Source organism: Mycobacterium sp. NGS29, from assembly GCF_059812965.1.
Genome location: NZ_JCALDR010000017.1, coordinates 20736 through 34946, shown reverse-complemented (window position 1 = coordinate 34946; position 14211 = coordinate 20736). Strand labels below are relative to the sequence as shown.

Here is a 14211-nt window from a genome sequence, read left to right as displayed (position 1 = left end):
AGCACCGCGTCAGCCGCGGGCGGGCGGCCTTGGTTGCGGCGTCAGTACCGGCGTCACCAGTTCGCCGGTGTCCAGGAAGCTCTCGAGGTTACGGATCGCCAGCAGCGCCATGGCCGTGCGGGTGCGCGCCGTGGCGCTGCCAATGTGGGGAAACAACACCACGTTGTCCAGGTCGAGCAGCGCAGCGGGCACGGTGGGCTCGTCGGTGAAAACATCCAACCCGGCTCCGGCCACACCGCCGACGGTGATCAGCTCCACCAACGCATCCTGGTCGACCACGCTGCCCCGGGCGATGTTGACCAGGTACCCCTCGGGACCGAGCGCCTCGAGGACGTTGCGGTCCACCAGGTTTCGCGTATTGCGGCCACCTGTCGTGGCAACGACCAGGACATCGACCGACCGGGCCAGTTCCACCGGCGACTCGGCATATCGATACGGCGACCCCTCGATCCGGTGCCGGTTGTGATAGGCGATCACGCAGTCGAATCCGCGCAACCGGGCCGCGATGGCCGCACCGATGCGGCCCAGCCCCAGGATGCCGACCTGCAGCCCGGTGACATCCCTGGCATAGGGGAACTGACGTCCGTCGGCCCACTGGCCCGCCCGCACGAACCGGTCGGCGGCGCCGAACCGGCGCAGTGACATCAAAATCAGTCCCACCGCCGTATCGGCGACCGTATCGGACAGCACATCAGGGGTGTTGCTGACGCCGACACCCAGCCGCTGCGCCGCGTCCAGATCGATGGAGTCCACCCCTGCGCCGTTGTTCACGATGGCCTGCAGGCGGGGCAACGCCGCCATGGTGTCTGCGTCCACGCCCGGGGGCCCGGAGGTCACCACGACGCGGAACTCGGGGCCGTGCTCGGCCAGGTATGCGGCGCGGTGCGGTCCCGCCGGCAGCCTGGACAGCTGGTAACGGCAATTCAACTCGTCCTGGAAGGTCGGCTCGAGTCCGCCGATCTGCAGGACCTCGCCCAACTTGCGCACTGTCACCGATCAGCGGTGTGCGCGCAACTGATACAACCCGCGGGTGGTGGCAACCACCGTGCCGGCGGCGTCGGTGACGACCGCTTCCAGCGTGTAGTCGGCCTTGCCCTGCGCGGAAGCCTCGGCTTCCACCCGCGCGATGGTCTCATCGTCCATGGTTGCCTCGGCGCGGAGCTCGCTGGTAGCCCGACCGACGAAAGCGATGTCGACGTTTTTCACCAGCGGGTAGAACCTGCCGGCATCGAACGTCGCCAACGCGATGATGCCGCCCAGGATTTCGGCGACAGTGAACTGGACACCGGCGTAGACGACACCGAAATGGTTTCCGTTGCCCTCGGCCGGCACCGCGGCCGCGGCAAAGCCGCGCCGGGCCTCCAGCACGCGCACCCCCATCCGGGCGGCGATCGGGATGGTCGATTCCATTCCGGCGTTCATCATTTCGACGACCGTGTCAGCCATGCCGTCGATCGTCGCACATCCTGCGGCTGGGCCGATCAACACAGCTGATGATGATGACACCGGTTGCCGCCGAGGCGCTTGGCCTGATACATCGCGGCGTCCGAGGCAGAGATCAGCCGCTCGAGCAGCGCTTGGTGGTCGCCCGGAGCGGTGTGGTCCAACAGGGCACACGCCGTGCCGATGCTGGCGGTGACCCCGGCCGTCGATCCACCGATGGCCTTGCACAGCTGGGCGGCCAGCGTCTCGGCGTTGCACTGGGCCGCAGTTCCGGCGACCAGGAATTCCTCGCCGCCGCTGCGCGCCACCACCGCCTGGTCTTCGGCGGCGGCCAGCAACACCTGGGCAACCTGGACCAGCGCATTGTCGCCGGCGGCGTGACCGCGCCGGTCGTTGAGGCTCTTGAAGTTGTCGAGGTCGATCAGCAGCACCACCAGATGTTCATCGATGCCCCGACGGGCCAGCATCATGCCCAGGGCGTTGTGCTGGAACGCACGGCGGTTGAGCAAGCCGGTCAGCGGGTCACGGTCGGCGCGCAGCAAGTCACCCGCCAGAGCGCGCACCAGGATGCCGATGGCCAGCGGCAACGCGATATTGACCTCCAGCACCAGCCACAGATCGACCCCGGCCAGAGAAGGATGCCCCGACCCGGCCAGCCGCGCCGCTTCGTATACCCCCACCCCCGCCGCGACCACGAAGTTGTACAACACGAACGCCGTGGTGTGGAAGAACGCGATGTAGGCACCGAACGTGGCGAAGGCAATGCAGCCGATCAGCGCCGGCAGCGGATTGGGGTGGGCGAGGCATGCCAGCGCGACCGCGGTATTGCAGGTCACCGCAAACGCGATCGACAGGATCCGGGTCGGCCAACGCCAGATCCACAACAGTGCCCCGGCCACCCCACCGATCACCGCGATCCAGGTCATGGCGACCGGCCCGGCTCCGCGCGGACCGTCCGGGCCCCATAACAGGGCGAACAGGCACAGCACCATCGACGACGCGATGAACGCCATCAGGGCGCGGGTCGCACCACTGAGTCCGCGCACCGCCAAGTAGCCGGATAACCAGTCGAACTGATCGCCGCGACGCCATCTGCTGGACGTCGCAGTCCCCGTTGAACCCTTAATCGCTTCCACCGAAATCGAAGTTGATCCGCGGCCCCCAACTGACGCCGCCGAAAAGATTACCGCGATTCCCGCGGCGATCGGGTGAGTACGAATCGGACGCTGCGGCGGTAGGGACTACGCGTCGTGGTGCGGACGGGCGAGGTAATCCAGGCACACCGTGGTGCCTTCGGGACGAATCTTGATGGTGCACTGCTCGGTCAGGGCGTGCATCAAGATGATGCCGCGCGACGCCCGAGCGTCGTTGCGTGGCCGCAGCGTGGGCTTGCGCCACGTGCCGTGGTCGCTGACGCAAATGCGCAGGGACCGTGCGGCTCGGTCGTAACTGACCTGCAGTTTCATCGGACCCACCGCATCATGGGCGCGGTAGGCGTGCTCGACGCAGTTGGCCAGGGCTTCGTTCACGCTTAGCACGATGTCGTCGACTTCTGCCGGTTCGTCAACCAGGTCCTGCAACCATCTGTGCAAATCGCGGCGCAGCCTGCCTGCGGTGGTCGCATCGGCGGCACCGGCAGAACTCATTTCAATGACCTGGCGGGGATCCGCCGCTACCAATGAGTTCATAAGGGGGACATACCCGCTCGGTCGCGAGCCTGAAACCCCGCGGCGAGTATCGCGTCGGCCACAAAAAGGTGTCCTTACAGCGGGGCGATGCGATCACACCACGGGTTCGCCTGCTCCAGCTGGGCGGCCAGCCTGATCAGCAGCGACTCCCCGCCCAGCGGCGCCACGAACTGCACCCCCAGCGGCAGGCCGCCGGAAGTCCAGTGCAGCGGCAGCGAAATGGCCGGTCGGCCAGTGAGATTCGCCAGCTGGGTGTAGGGGACCCAGCCGAGATTCTTGTCCACCATGTCGTCGACGATGTTGGTGTATCGAAGCAGACGTGCGACACGGGTCTTGATCAGGCCGTCGGCGGCGTGCTGCAACGCGACGGGCAGGTCGAACTCCCCGATCGTCGGGGGTGGGGTCGCCAGCGTGGGCGTCAGCAACAGGTCGTACGACTCGAAGTAGGTGCTCAGCCGGCGGGTGTGCTGGTGGCGGCGTTCGATCGCGTCGACGTAATCGACGCTTTTGGTGGCCCGGCCGAGCGCGGCCATGATCAGGGTGTCGCGCTCGAACGAGGCATCGCCGGCACCGGTGTGGCGCTTGGCCTGGTCGACGTCGCAGGCCAGGTGGACGAACCAGGCCAGCAGGAAGTCGCGGGCCAGGGCGGCGTCGTCGTACGGCGCTGCGGACAGTTCGTCGACATGGTGTCCGAGGTCGGTGAGGCTACGCACGGTGGCCTCCACCGCCGCGAAGGCTTCCCGGTGCGGTTCGGGATTGATCGCCGACGGCACCCGCACCCCGATCCGTAGTGCGCCGGGGTCCTGTCCCACGGCGGACAAGTACGGCGAATCGGGTACCGCGGGCAGATACGGACCCGACGATTCGCCCCCGCAGATGACGTCCAGCATGGCCGCGGTGTCGCGCACCGTCCGGGACACGACGCCTTGCACGGCGGCGCCGTGCTGGGCCTCACCCGTCGCCGGGCCCATCGGCGTCAACCCGCGGCCCGGTTTCAGGCCCACCAAGCCACAGCAGGCGGCCGGGATTCGCGTCGACCCGCCGCCGTCGTTGGCGCCTGCGCAGGGCACGATGCCCGCTGCGACCGCGGCGGCCGACCCGCCCGAGGAACCGCCCGGCGTGTGATGCAGGTTCCACGGGTTTCGCGCCGGCCCCCACGCCTGCGATTCGGTGATCGCCTTCGCGCCGAACTCCGGCAGGTTGGTCTTGCCGAAGATGACCAACCCCGCGTCGATCCAGCGCTGGACGACGGTTGCGTGTTCGGCCGCCGGCGTCGACATCCAGGCGCGGGATCCCTGGGACGTCGGCAACCCAGCGTAGTCCTGCGCGATGTCCTTGATCAGGAACGGGACGCCGGCGAACGCGCCCCCGGCATCGTCGACGGGTTGCGCCGGCACATCCCGCACGATCGCGTTGATCCGCGGGTTGACCGCGGCGGCGCGCTCCCTGGCCAGGGTCAACAGCTCGGAAGCGGTCACCTGTTTGTCGGCGACGAGCTTCGCCAGGCCGGTGGCGTCATAGCTGCGGTACTCGTCGAAGTTCATGGTTCGACCGTAAATGTGGCGCCCGTCGCTACTTCCTGCGGGTTTCGCCGAGTCGGTTTCGGGCGATCCTGCCGGCAAGCATGTGCCGGCACCTAGGAGGTTTCGCGTGGATCAGCACCCCGACGACCGCTCAGCACCGGTGCCGAAGGACGCCAGGGAGTCCACCGAAGAACAACGTGAGGTGGAAGAGCAACTGGAGCATGCGGGCGACGACCCCGACGCCCCGGGTGCGCAGCAGTCCGCGGATCAGCTCGCTGACGAGAGCAGGCGCTGACCGGACTCGCCGGCGGAACTACGCTTGCGTCAGCTCCGCATACCGGGCGATGTGTTGGTCGGTGGTGCCGAATTCGTACTGAATTGCGGTGAGCCGCTTGAAGTAGTGGCCGATCGCCAGCTCTTCGGTCATCCCCATGCCGCCGTGCAGCTGCACGGCCTGCTGGCCGATGAACCGCGCAGCGCGGCCGATGGTCGCCTTGGCCGCCGATACCGCACGGGCGCGGATCGCCTCGTCTTCGTCGAGTTTGAGGATCGCCAGGTATACCGCGGCGACGGATTGCTCGAGTTCCATGTGCATGTCGACCATGCGGTGTTGCAGCACCTGGAAACTGCCGATCGGCTGACCGAACTGCTGACGTTGCTTGGAATATTCGACGGTGTCCGCCAAAACTTTTCGCATACAGCCGACCGCCTCGGCGCAGATTGCCGCCGCTCCTTCATCGCGCGCCCGGCTCAGCGATGACCACGCCTGGCCCGGTTCGCCGAGCAGCGCCTCCGGCCCCAGCCGCACCTTGTCGAACGCGATGTCGGCGGCGCGGCGGTCGTCGATGGTGCGATAGGGATGCACTTCGATACCGGACGCGTCGACCTCGGTGACAAACAGCGAGAGCCCGTTGGCGTTTGGCGTGCCGGCGGTGACCAGCAGGTGCGTGGCCAGCGGCGCTCCCACGACCATCAGTTTGCGGCCGGTCAACACCCAGCCGTCGCCGTCGGGTTCGGCCGTGGTCGACACGTCCTGCCATCGATCGCCGGACGCCGGTTCGGCGGCCGCCAACGCCACCACGGCCTTGCCGTCGGAGATCTTTTCCAGCAGCGCACGGGCCAGCGGTCCCCTGGCGCGGTGCAACAGCCCGCCGGCCACGACGACGGTGTCGACGTAAGGTTCGACGACCAGCGCCTGACCGAGTTGCTCGGCGATGATCATGAGTTCCACTGGGCCGCCGCCGATCCCGCCGACGTCTTCGGGCAGCGTCGCGCCCAGGATGCCCAACTCTGTGGCGAAGCCTCGCCAGATGTCCGGCTGCCAGCCGACGCCGGTCTTGGCCGCGGCGCGACTCTTGTCGAGGTCGTAACGGACGGAAAGGAACTTCGCCAGGCCGTCGCGCAGCAGCTCTTGTTCTTCGGTCAAATTGAAGTCCATCTATAACCCCAATGCCGCTTTGGCCAGAATATTTCGCTGGATTTCGTTGCTGCCGGCGTAAATTGAGCCGGCCCGGTCATTGAAGTAACGCAACGGCGCCACCGCCTGCCACGGCTCGCCCGAGGCGTATCCGTCGGCGGGCGCCGTGAATTCCGCGACCCGCCCCCCGGGTGCGGTCACGTGTGGCTGATAGGCCCGTCCCCACGGCCCGGCCGCCTCCAACGCGAGTTCGGTCAGGGTCTGGCTGAGTTCGGTACCCAGGATCTTCAGCATCGACGACGCCGCGCCCGGATTGCGCCCCTGCGCCACCGCGGCGAGTACCCGATATTCGAGAATCTCCAGGACCTCAGCGCGGATTCGGGCGTCGGCCAACTTCCGGGTGAAACCCGGATCGCCGGCCAGCGTTCCGCCACCCGGACCGGGTTGGCTCTTGGCCGCCGCACCGATCTCCTCGGCCATCACTTGCAGGCCCGGCGCCACCGCGCCGCCACCCCGCTCGAATTCCAGCAGATACTTGGCCACCGTCCAGCCCTGGTCGATCTCGCCGAGGACGTTGGCCTTGGGCACCCGCACCTCGTCGAAGAACACCTGGTTCTGCACTTCTTCACCCGAGGTCATCACCAGCGGCCGGATCTCGATGCCCGGTGCGGTCATCTCGATCAGCACAAACGTGATGCCCTGCTGCTTCTTCTGCGCACGCGAGGTGCGCACCAGGGCGAACATCCAATTCGCCTCGCTGGCATGGGTGGTCCAGATCTTGCTGCCGGTGCACACCAGGTCGTCACCGTCGGGCACGGCCGCCATCGACAGCGCCGCCAGGTCCGACCCGGCCTCCGGCTCGGAGTACCCCTGGCAGAAGAACACCTCGCCGGTCAGGATCCGCGGGAGGAAATAGTCTTTTTGCGCGTCGGTGCCGTACCGGATGATCGCGTGCGCCACCATCCGGATGCCCATCGGCGACAGCGAGGGCGCACCGGCCAGCATCGATTCCCGGGTGAAGATGTAGTGCTGGGTCAGGCTCCAATCACAGCCGCCGTACCGCACCGGCCAGGCCGGCGCCGCCCAGCCGCGTTCGTGCAGGATCGCCTGCCAGGCCATGCTGGCCTCGTGATCGGCATAGACGCTGGTCATGAGTTGCCCGGCGCGTCGCAATTCGGGAGTGAGCTTCTCGTGGAGGAACTGCCGGACCTCGTCCTGGAAGTCCAGCTCGTCCTGTGACCACTGCAAATCCATCAGTACCGGCCTCGGCGTCGTGTCGGCGAATCGTCGGCGCGAGTCTAGCCTCAGCCGGCGCCCTTACCGTTGTCGACCCGGTAGACCGCACCGTGGATGACCGCGGCGTCGTCGCTGGCCAGGAAGGCGATCACGGAGGCGACGTCGCGGGGTTCCCCGAGGATCTTTCGTCGTTCGCGGCGGCGGCAAACCGTTTCGTCAGACCTGTCGTGGCGTGACGAACGGAACCAGCACCTCGTCGACCAGTTGGACGATCAACTGCTCGTCGATGGGATCGCCGGTAACCAGCAGCCGGTGCCACAGCACGCTCTGCCCGAGTTCGCGGGCGATCTCGATCGGCACATCAGCGCGCACGTCGCCGCGAGCGATCCCTCGGGCCAGCAGCTCGGCCATTTCCTGCTTGCGCCAACCGATCACGTCGGTGCGGAATGTTTCGGCGAGTACGGGATCGTGAGCTGCGGCAGCGATCCCGGCCCGGATGACGTCCGCCTGCGGCCCGGTGAACAGCTGCGCCCAGCCGCGCAGGACCGCCAGCATGTCCTGCCGGTAGCTGCCGGTGTCCCGGTGCGGAATCGCGGTGACGGCGACGCGCATCAAGGTGTCGCGCACCAACGCACGGCTGTCGGGCCAGCGCCGGTAGAGCACCGGTTTACTCGTTCCTGCGGCAGCGGCGACGGCCTCCATGGTGACGCCGGCGGCTCCGTGCAAACCGATGAGCCGCAGGACTGCGTCCCTGATTGCCGCGTCGAGTTCTGCACCGTGCCGTCGACGCATCACACTCCCTCAGAAAGAAACGGTTGCGTTTCTCAGAATGGCCTCGTACCGTAATTTGAGAAACGATACCGTATCTTGGAGGCCGTCATGCTGAGTCGCCCCGTCCGCTACCCGTTGCGCCCGGTCGACACAGCGACGGTGCGCTGCACCACCGCCGCACACCATCGCCGCCGCGTCACCATCGACCATCGAGTGCTGACCGGCATCACCCCGGCGATGCTGCTCGATTGGTTCACCCACCTGGACGGGACGATGCGCTACGCAGGCGAAGTCATCGACCGCTACCTCGCCTGGCACCCGATTGACCACATCCGCTGGGAATTGGCGAAGCCCGCACCGGGTGGCGGCGCCGGCGAAGGCGCTCGCTTCCGGATCGTCGAAGCCTTCGGCGCGCGGCCGGAATACAAAGTAGACGTGACCGATCGGGTGGAGAAGCTGGACGAGACAGGTATCCGCCTGGTCACGCGCATCGCCGGCGTCATCGTCATCCAACTGGAGCACACCTGGTCGGCCGGTTCTGACGGTGCACACTACGTCACGGTCCTCGACCTCGGAGCGCGCAACGCGTTGTTCGCGCCGGTCAACCGCATGCTGCACCGGCGTTTTCCCGACCATATGGTCCAGGCCTGGATCAGACACAACATCGAAGAGGTCGGGCAGCTGGAATACCTGCTGCCGCAACTGGACTCGGTCCCGGCGGGATAGCCGCCGCCGTGGACGACGTGCTGTCCAGCGGCGACGACCGTCACCGCCGGGGCGGCGTCGGCGCGAAAGTGACCGGCATCGATTCCAGCCCGCTGACGAAATTGGCCGGCCGCAGCGGAAGTTCGGCGCCGTCGGCCAGGGTCAGGTCCGGGAGCCGGCGCAACACCGTGCCCACCATGGTGGTCAATTCCAGCCGCGCCAGCTGGTTGCCCAGGCAGAAGTGGGTACCGAAGCCGAATGCCAGGTGGTTGTTCGGATTTCGGCGAATGTCGAAGTCGTCAGGGTCGGCGAACACCGTCTCGTCGAAGTTGGCCGACTCGAACATCAGCAGGATCTTCTCCCCGGCATACAACTGCGTTCCGTGAAACACGTTGTCAGCGGTGACCAGGCGGCACATGTTCTTCACCGGCGAGGTCCAGCGCAGCATCTCTTCGATCGCTGTTCCGAGCAGACCCGGATCGGCGCGCAGCGCGTCCCACTGCCGTGGCCGCGCCACGAGCGCCGCGACTCCACCAGACAGGGTGTGCCGGGTGGTCTCGTCGCCGCCGATGAGAATGAGCAGGGTCTCGGCGGCGATCTCGTCGTCGGACAGGCGGCGCCCGTCGATCTCAGCCTCCACCAGAACGCTGACCAGGTCGTCACCCGGATCGCGGCGCCGCCGCCCGATCAACTCGTGCATGTGCGCGTTGTACGCAGTCAGCGACGCCACGGAGCGCGCGAGCAACTGCGGTGTGGCCGTCGAACTCAGCGCGACGACCATGTCGTCAGACCACGCCAGGAACATGTCGCGCTCGTGCGGCAGCACGACCAGCATGTCGCCGATCACCGCCATCGGCAGTGGCGCGGCGATATCGGTCACGAAGTCGCATCCGCCGGTTTCGCAGACCGCGTCGATCAGGGCGTCGCACAGCGACTGAATCGAATCTGTATGGGCGGCAACGCGTTTGCGGGTGAAGCCGGTGTTGACGAGTTTGCGGCGCAGCAGGTGCGCCGGGTCGTCCATGTCGATCATGTGCAGCAGCGGCGGCGTCGCCGGTCGGATACCACCGGCATTGGAGAACAGGCCCGGATCGCGTTCGGCCTCGAGCACCGCGCGGTAACTCGCGGCGGCCGCAAGGCCCTTGCGGTCCCGAAAGACCGGGCGATGCGTACGCATCCAGCGGTAAACGGCGCGAGCTTCACCACTCGCGTAGAACCGCCCGTCGGTGAGGTCGACGTCGGGGGCGGCGTCCTTATTGACCGGCGTTTTGGCCCAGCTCAATTGCGTACGAGCTGACGAACCGTCCGGCCGACGGCCCGCCGTTGCACGATCCGTCGGACTCCCCGGGCCGTTTGATCCATAGATAGGCGTCGGCGTGCCCACCGGCGGTGGCCGTCGTGGGCGGGGTGCCCAACGCCCGCCCGCTGGGGTTGCACCAGCTGAGCGCAGAATCCGGTGCAGGTCCCGCACCATTGCGGCCGGTGTCGATCACGTAGTGCGCTCCGCCCGTCATCCCGGAAATCGCCTCGCCGTAGCCGGTCTCCTCATCGGTGGTGAAGAAGTTCGACACGTTCAGACTGAAACCGCGCGCGTGGCCGACGCCGGCGGCATTGAGCCGGTTGGCCATTTCCTCCGCGCTCACCCAGCGCGAGTGTCCACCGTCGACGTACACCGCGGCGTTCGGATCGCGGGTCAAGGTGTCGACGGCGTACCGCACCAGGCTGTAACGCTCCTGACGCTGGTCGCCGGACAAGCAATCGGCCATGGCAAGCGCGTCGGGTTCGACGATGATCGCCACCGGCGAGGCGCCGAGCCCAGCGGAGATCGAATCGATCCACGCGCTGTAGTCCGCGCCAGATCCGAAGCCGCCGGACGCGTAGCTGCCGCAGTCGCGATGCGGGATGGCATAGAGGGTGATGATCGGCATGCTGCCGGCCGCCTGCGCCGCGCCGACGTAGCTGGCGACCCGGCCACCGACCGAACCGGCGGGAAAAGCCTGGTCGAGCCAGTACGACTGCGGCGTGTTGGCGATCGCGGTGAGCTGCGCGCTGGGCGGATTGGCGCCGCGCGCGGCGTTCATCGCGGCCGACGACGGGTCGACATAGAAGGGTTGTCCGGCCAGCGGGTTGCCCGAATCGGTCAGACGTATCGCCGGGGTGGACGTGACCGGCGCGGTCAGGCCTGCGGCGACAACGGCCACGGCTGCCAGGAAAGGGACCATCCATCGTGCGGCTGCGCGCGCAGCTGAGATCATCACGAAAGCAAAATAGTGCCGAATCGTGATAATCGCCAGCCGATGCGGGCGCGGACGCAGCGATGAGACCGGCCCAGCGCCGCAGCGCAGTGGTGAAGCTACGCCGGATTCAGGAAGCGACGAGGTCGTCGATCTGATTGATCGCCTCCGTGCTGCCCTCGACCACGCCCATGTCCAGCACCTGCTGCAGCGCCGCAGCGGATTCGTAGGTGCTGACGAACGTGGCGCGGGTGTGGCCGTCGTGCTCGGCGAAGGTGTAGACGTTCTTGGAAACCGGCATTTCGGCGTTCGGCGTGAAGTCCTCGTCCGCGAAGCCGTCGTCGAAGGAGATGCTCGTCGGCTCCTCGACGGCGGTGATCTGCCAGTACCCGGCGTACTTCTCCCCGTGCGGGCCGGTCATGTAGTACGTCATGCGACCGCCGGGCGACAGATCGTGGTCGACGAAGGTCGCCGGGTACTCCGGTGGCCCCCACACCTTCTCCAGCTGACGCGGGTCGGCGTAGACCTGCCAGATCCGCTGCACCGGCGCGGCAAAGTCGGCGGTGATGGTCAGCGTCAGATTGTCGAGGTCCTGCTGGACGTCGGTCACGGGCATGTTCAGTCCTCCTTCGGGTCCGATGAGATGAGTTCGTCGATGCTCGCCACCCGGTGACGCCACAGGGATTCCAGCTCCGCGAGCATCGATGCCACCGATCGCACCGCTGCCACGTCGCCACTGGCCAACTGCTCGCGACCGGTACGTCGCTTGGTGAGCAGGCCGGCTCGTTCCAGCACCGCGACGTGCTTTTGCACCGCCGCGAAACTCATCTCGTATTTCACTGCGAGCGCGGAAACCGAATGCTCGCCCGTCAACACCCGACGCATGATGTCGCGCCGGGTCCGGTCGGCGAGCGCATGGAACAGAGCGTCAGCCCGGTCCTCGAGATCCACGGTCACCGCACTAACATACAACCAATTGGTTGTATGTTGTCAAGAGGTCGCCGAGCCGCTGCAGGAAGTCGTTCAGCGCGGGTACAGACACACCGGTGTCCTGTCCGTCGATCCGTCAGGAGTTCTGGTGTGCGCAGCCCTGCGTATCGCACTGCTCGCGCACAATCACTTCCCGATCCGCGAGCCGTTTGCCGGTGGGCTGGAGGCGCACATCGGGCACCTGGCCGGTGCCCTGGCCCGGCACGGGCACCAGGTGACCCTGTTCGCGGCGGCGGGTTCGGCCCCCGAAGTGTCACACCCCGGCCTGTCGCTCATCGACCTGACGTGCAGTCCCGCTGCCGCACAACCGTTTCCGCGGCCCGGAGCGGTGAAGGAATCTCATCAGCGCGCGTTTGTCACCCTGATGGCCGAGCTGATCCGGGACGGCGGCGCCCGGTTCGACGTGGTGCACAATCACACCCTGCATTACGTCCCGATCATGATGGCGCCTCGGCTGGCCACCCCGATGCTGACCACCCTCCACACCCCGCCGTTGCCCCTGCTGGAGGCCGCGGTCGGTGCGGTCCGCGGTATGGCCTACGCAACGGTCAGCCGCCGGGCCGCTGCCGCGTGGGCAGATGCCGGCGCCAGCCGAATAGCGGTGGTGCCGAACGGGATCGACGTCGAGCGTTGGCCGGCGGGTACCGGTGGGACGTATCTGGTGTGGTCGGGCCGGCTGGTCCCGGAGAAGGGTCCGCAGCTCGCGATCGAGGCGGCGCGACGGGCGGGGTACCGGCTTGTGCTCGCCGGGCCCGTGGTGGATCGTGACTTCTTCCGGCGGCGGATCGCGCCGCACCTCGGCGACGGCGTCAGCTACGCGGGCCACCTCGACCAGCGACACCTGGCGGCACTGGTGGGAGGTGCCGCCGCGGCACTGGCGACGCCGCTATGGGACGAACCGTACGGCTTGGTGGTTGCCGAAGCCATGGCGTGCGGGACTCCGGTGGTGGCTTTCGCGCGCGGCGGCATCCCCGAGCTGCTGGACGAATCCTGCGGTCGCCTGGTGGCCGGCGGCGATGTGACGGCCATGGCGGCGGCCATTCCCGCGGCCGTTGCCCTGTCTCGCGCGACAGTACGCAGGATCGCCGTCGAGCGTCACGGTCTCGACGCGATGGTCGCCAAATACATTGCGCTGTACCGCAGTTTGATCCTCCGGCGAAAGCGACCGGCGCGCACCTCGGTGCCGCGTCACACAGTCAGCGGACTCGCACACGCCGAGTAGTCCGTTGCATTGCGGGTATACGCGCATGCGTTATCCAGTGCTCCGAGCCGAAGGATCTGAGATGAGCGATTCCACTTCTGTCACAGGCACCACGGTGGTGATCACCGGTGCCTCCAGTGGTTTCGGCCGCGGTGTGGCGCTGGAACTCGCCCGTCAGGGCGCGAATGTCGTGCTGGCGGCGCGCCGTCAGCACGTCCTCGACGAACTGGCCGCTGAAATCGACCGGACGGGTGGCACCGCACTGGTGGTGCCTACTGACGTGAGCGACGCCAACCAGATCGCCAACCTCGCCGCGGTGACGATGGAACGGTTCGGCAACATCGACGTCTGGATCAACAACGTCGGAGTGGGAGCGCTCGGACTGTTCTGGGACATTCCCATCGAGGATCACGCCCGTCTCGTGGACGTGAACCTCAAGGGACTGATCTACGGCGCCCACGCCGCGTTGCGGCACTTTCGCGCACAGGGCAAGGGCACGCTGATCAATATCGGCTCGGTCGACAGCGAAGTTCCCCTGGCCCTGCAAAACACCTACGCCGCGACCAAGGCGGCGGTGCTGAGCCTGGGACGTTCGCTGACCGAAGAACTGCGACTGGCCGGCGACACCGACATCAAGGTCGGCACCATCATGCCGTGGGCGGTCGACACACCGTGGTGGACCCATGCGGCGAACTACACCGGTCACGCGCCGCGGATGGCGGCGATGGACGACCCGCAGATCGTGGTGGACGCCATCGTCAAAGCCTGCACCGACCCCAAGGAACAGCAACCCGTCGGCGCAAAAGCGCACGCCGCCAACATCTCCCACAACCTCTTCCCGGGTCTCACCGAGCGGCTGTCCGCCAAGACGGCTCAGTCAGAAGCCGAGAAAGCGGCCCCCCTTCCGCCCACCACCGGATCCATCCACGAACCGATGGCCGAAGGCACCACGGTGGGCGGCGGCATCCGGGAGCGGATGCAGGCCGAGGACAACGACAATTGA

16 protein-coding genes and 1 pseudogene are annotated in these 14211 nt (G+C 67.2%); 4 read left to right on the top strand and 13 right to left on the bottom strand.

What is annotated here, in order from left to right; genetic code table 11:
* Window positions 1-9: 9 nt before the first annotated feature.
* The 5 genes from AC5Y5Z_RS20315 to AC5Y5Z_RS20295 all read right to left on the bottom strand — a co-directional run bounded on the left by AC5Y5Z_RS20315 (window position 10) and on the right by AC5Y5Z_RS20295 (window position 4675).
* A complete protein-coding gene (locus tag AC5Y5Z_RS20315; protein ID WP_499927149.1) occupies window positions 10-993 on the bottom strand; it encodes a 2-hydroxyacid dehydrogenase in 984 nt (327 codons plus the stop codon).
* Window positions 994-996: 3 nt separating this feature from the next.
* Complete coding sequence (locus tag AC5Y5Z_RS20310) at window positions 997-1446, bottom strand: YiiD C-terminal domain-containing protein (protein ID WP_499927147.1); 450 nt, start codon at window positions 1444-1446, stop codon at window positions 997-999.
* Between the two features lie 35 nt (window positions 1447-1481).
* Entirely contained in the window at window positions 1482-2489 is a 1008-nt protein-coding gene (locus tag AC5Y5Z_RS20305) for a GGDEF domain-containing protein (protein ID WP_463826369.1), read from the bottom strand.
* A gap of 195 nt (window positions 2490-2684) precedes the next feature.
* Window positions 2685-3095, bottom strand: a complete 411-nt coding sequence (locus tag AC5Y5Z_RS20300) for an ATP-binding protein (protein WP_499927248.1) — start codon at window positions 3093-3095, stop codon at window positions 2685-2687.
* 110 nt (window positions 3096-3205) lie between these two features.
* Window positions 3206-4675 (bottom strand): amidase, encoded by a 1470-nt coding sequence (locus AC5Y5Z_RS20295; protein ID WP_463826368.1) that lies wholly within the window; start codon window positions 4673-4675, stop codon window positions 3206-3208.
* Window positions 4676-4781: 106 nt separating this feature from the next.
* Between AC5Y5Z_RS20295 and AC5Y5Z_RS20290 the strand changes: the two genes are divergently transcribed.
* Complete coding sequence (locus AC5Y5Z_RS20290; RefSeq protein WP_499927145.1) at window positions 4782-4949, top strand: hypothetical protein; 168 nt, start codon at window positions 4782-4784, stop codon at window positions 4947-4949.
* Window positions 4950-4967: 18 nt separating this feature from the next.
* Here the strand turns inward: AC5Y5Z_RS20290 and AC5Y5Z_RS20285 are convergent, their stop codons facing one another.
* The 4 genes and pseudogenes from AC5Y5Z_RS20285 to AC5Y5Z_RS20270 all read right to left on the bottom strand — a co-directional run bounded on the left by AC5Y5Z_RS20285 (window position 4968) and on the right by AC5Y5Z_RS20270 (window position 8099).
* Window positions 4968-6092 (bottom strand): acyl-CoA dehydrogenase family protein, encoded by a 1125-nt coding sequence (locus AC5Y5Z_RS20285; RefSeq protein ID WP_499927143.1) that lies wholly within the window; start codon window positions 6090-6092, stop codon window positions 4968-4970.
* The gene (locus tag AC5Y5Z_RS20280) at window positions 6093-7325 is read right to left on the bottom strand and encodes an acyl-CoA dehydrogenase family protein (protein WP_499927142.1); all 1233 of its coding nucleotides are present in this window, start codon (window positions 7323-7325) and stop codon (window positions 6093-6095) included.
* A 50-nt stretch (window positions 7326-7375) separates the two neighbouring features.
* Window positions 7376-7498 (bottom strand): annotated as a pseudogene (locus AC5Y5Z_RS20275) (SDR family oxidoreductase); the annotation flags it as partial.
* Between the two features lie 25 nt (window positions 7499-7523).
* Entirely contained in the window at window positions 7524-8099 is a 576-nt protein-coding gene (locus AC5Y5Z_RS20270; RefSeq protein ID WP_463826364.1) for a TetR/AcrR family transcriptional regulator, read from the bottom strand.
* Window positions 8100-8189: 90 nt separating this feature from the next.
* Between AC5Y5Z_RS20270 and AC5Y5Z_RS20265 the strand changes: the two genes are divergently transcribed.
* Window positions 8190-8804, top strand: a complete 615-nt coding sequence (locus tag AC5Y5Z_RS20265) for a hypothetical protein (protein WP_473138935.1) — start codon at window positions 8190-8192, stop codon at window positions 8802-8804.
* 40 nt (window positions 8805-8844) lie between these two features.
* Here AC5Y5Z_RS20265 and AC5Y5Z_RS20260 read toward each other — a convergent pair whose 3' ends face one another.
* The 4 genes from AC5Y5Z_RS20260 to AC5Y5Z_RS20245 all read right to left on the bottom strand — a co-directional run bounded on the left by AC5Y5Z_RS20260 (window position 8845) and on the right by AC5Y5Z_RS20245 (window position 11974).
* On the bottom strand, window positions 8845-10065 hold the full coding sequence (locus tag AC5Y5Z_RS20260; protein ID WP_499927140.1) for a cytochrome P450: 1221 nt from the start codon (window positions 10063-10065) through the stop codon (window positions 8845-8847).
* On the bottom strand, window positions 10037-11038 hold the full coding sequence (locus AC5Y5Z_RS20255; RefSeq protein ID WP_463826437.1) for a glycoside hydrolase family 6 protein: 1002 nt from the start codon (window positions 11036-11038) through the stop codon (window positions 10037-10039). The genes AC5Y5Z_RS20260 and AC5Y5Z_RS20255 overlap by 29 nt, the downstream gene beginning before the upstream one ends.
* A gap of 109 nt (window positions 11039-11147) precedes the next feature.
* Window positions 11148-11633 carry an SRPBCC family protein gene (locus AC5Y5Z_RS20250; RefSeq protein ID WP_499927137.1) on the bottom strand — a complete coding sequence of 162 codons (486 nt, stop codon included), beginning with the start codon at window positions 11631-11633 and terminating at the stop codon, window positions 11148-11150.
* A gap of 2 nt (window positions 11634-11635) precedes the next feature.
* Window positions 11636-11974, bottom strand: coding sequence for an ArsR/SmtB family transcription factor (locus AC5Y5Z_RS20245; protein ID WP_463826361.1), 339 nt, complete (start codon window positions 11972-11974; stop codon window positions 11636-11638).
* 121 nt (window positions 11975-12095) lie between these two features.
* Here AC5Y5Z_RS20245 and AC5Y5Z_RS20240 point away from each other — a divergent pair, with 121 nt between their 5' ends.
* Both AC5Y5Z_RS20240 and AC5Y5Z_RS20235 read left to right on the top strand, forming a co-directional pair.
* Window positions 12096-13229: a glycosyltransferase gene (locus AC5Y5Z_RS20240; RefSeq protein ID WP_499927135.1), complete on the top strand. Its 1134-nt coding sequence runs from the start codon at window positions 12096-12098 to the stop codon at window positions 13227-13229.
* A 61-nt stretch (window positions 13230-13290) separates the two neighbouring features.
* On the top strand, window positions 13291-14211 hold the full coding sequence (locus AC5Y5Z_RS20235; RefSeq protein ID WP_499927133.1) for an SDR family NAD(P)-dependent oxidoreductase: 921 nt from the start codon (window positions 13291-13293) through the stop codon (window positions 14209-14211).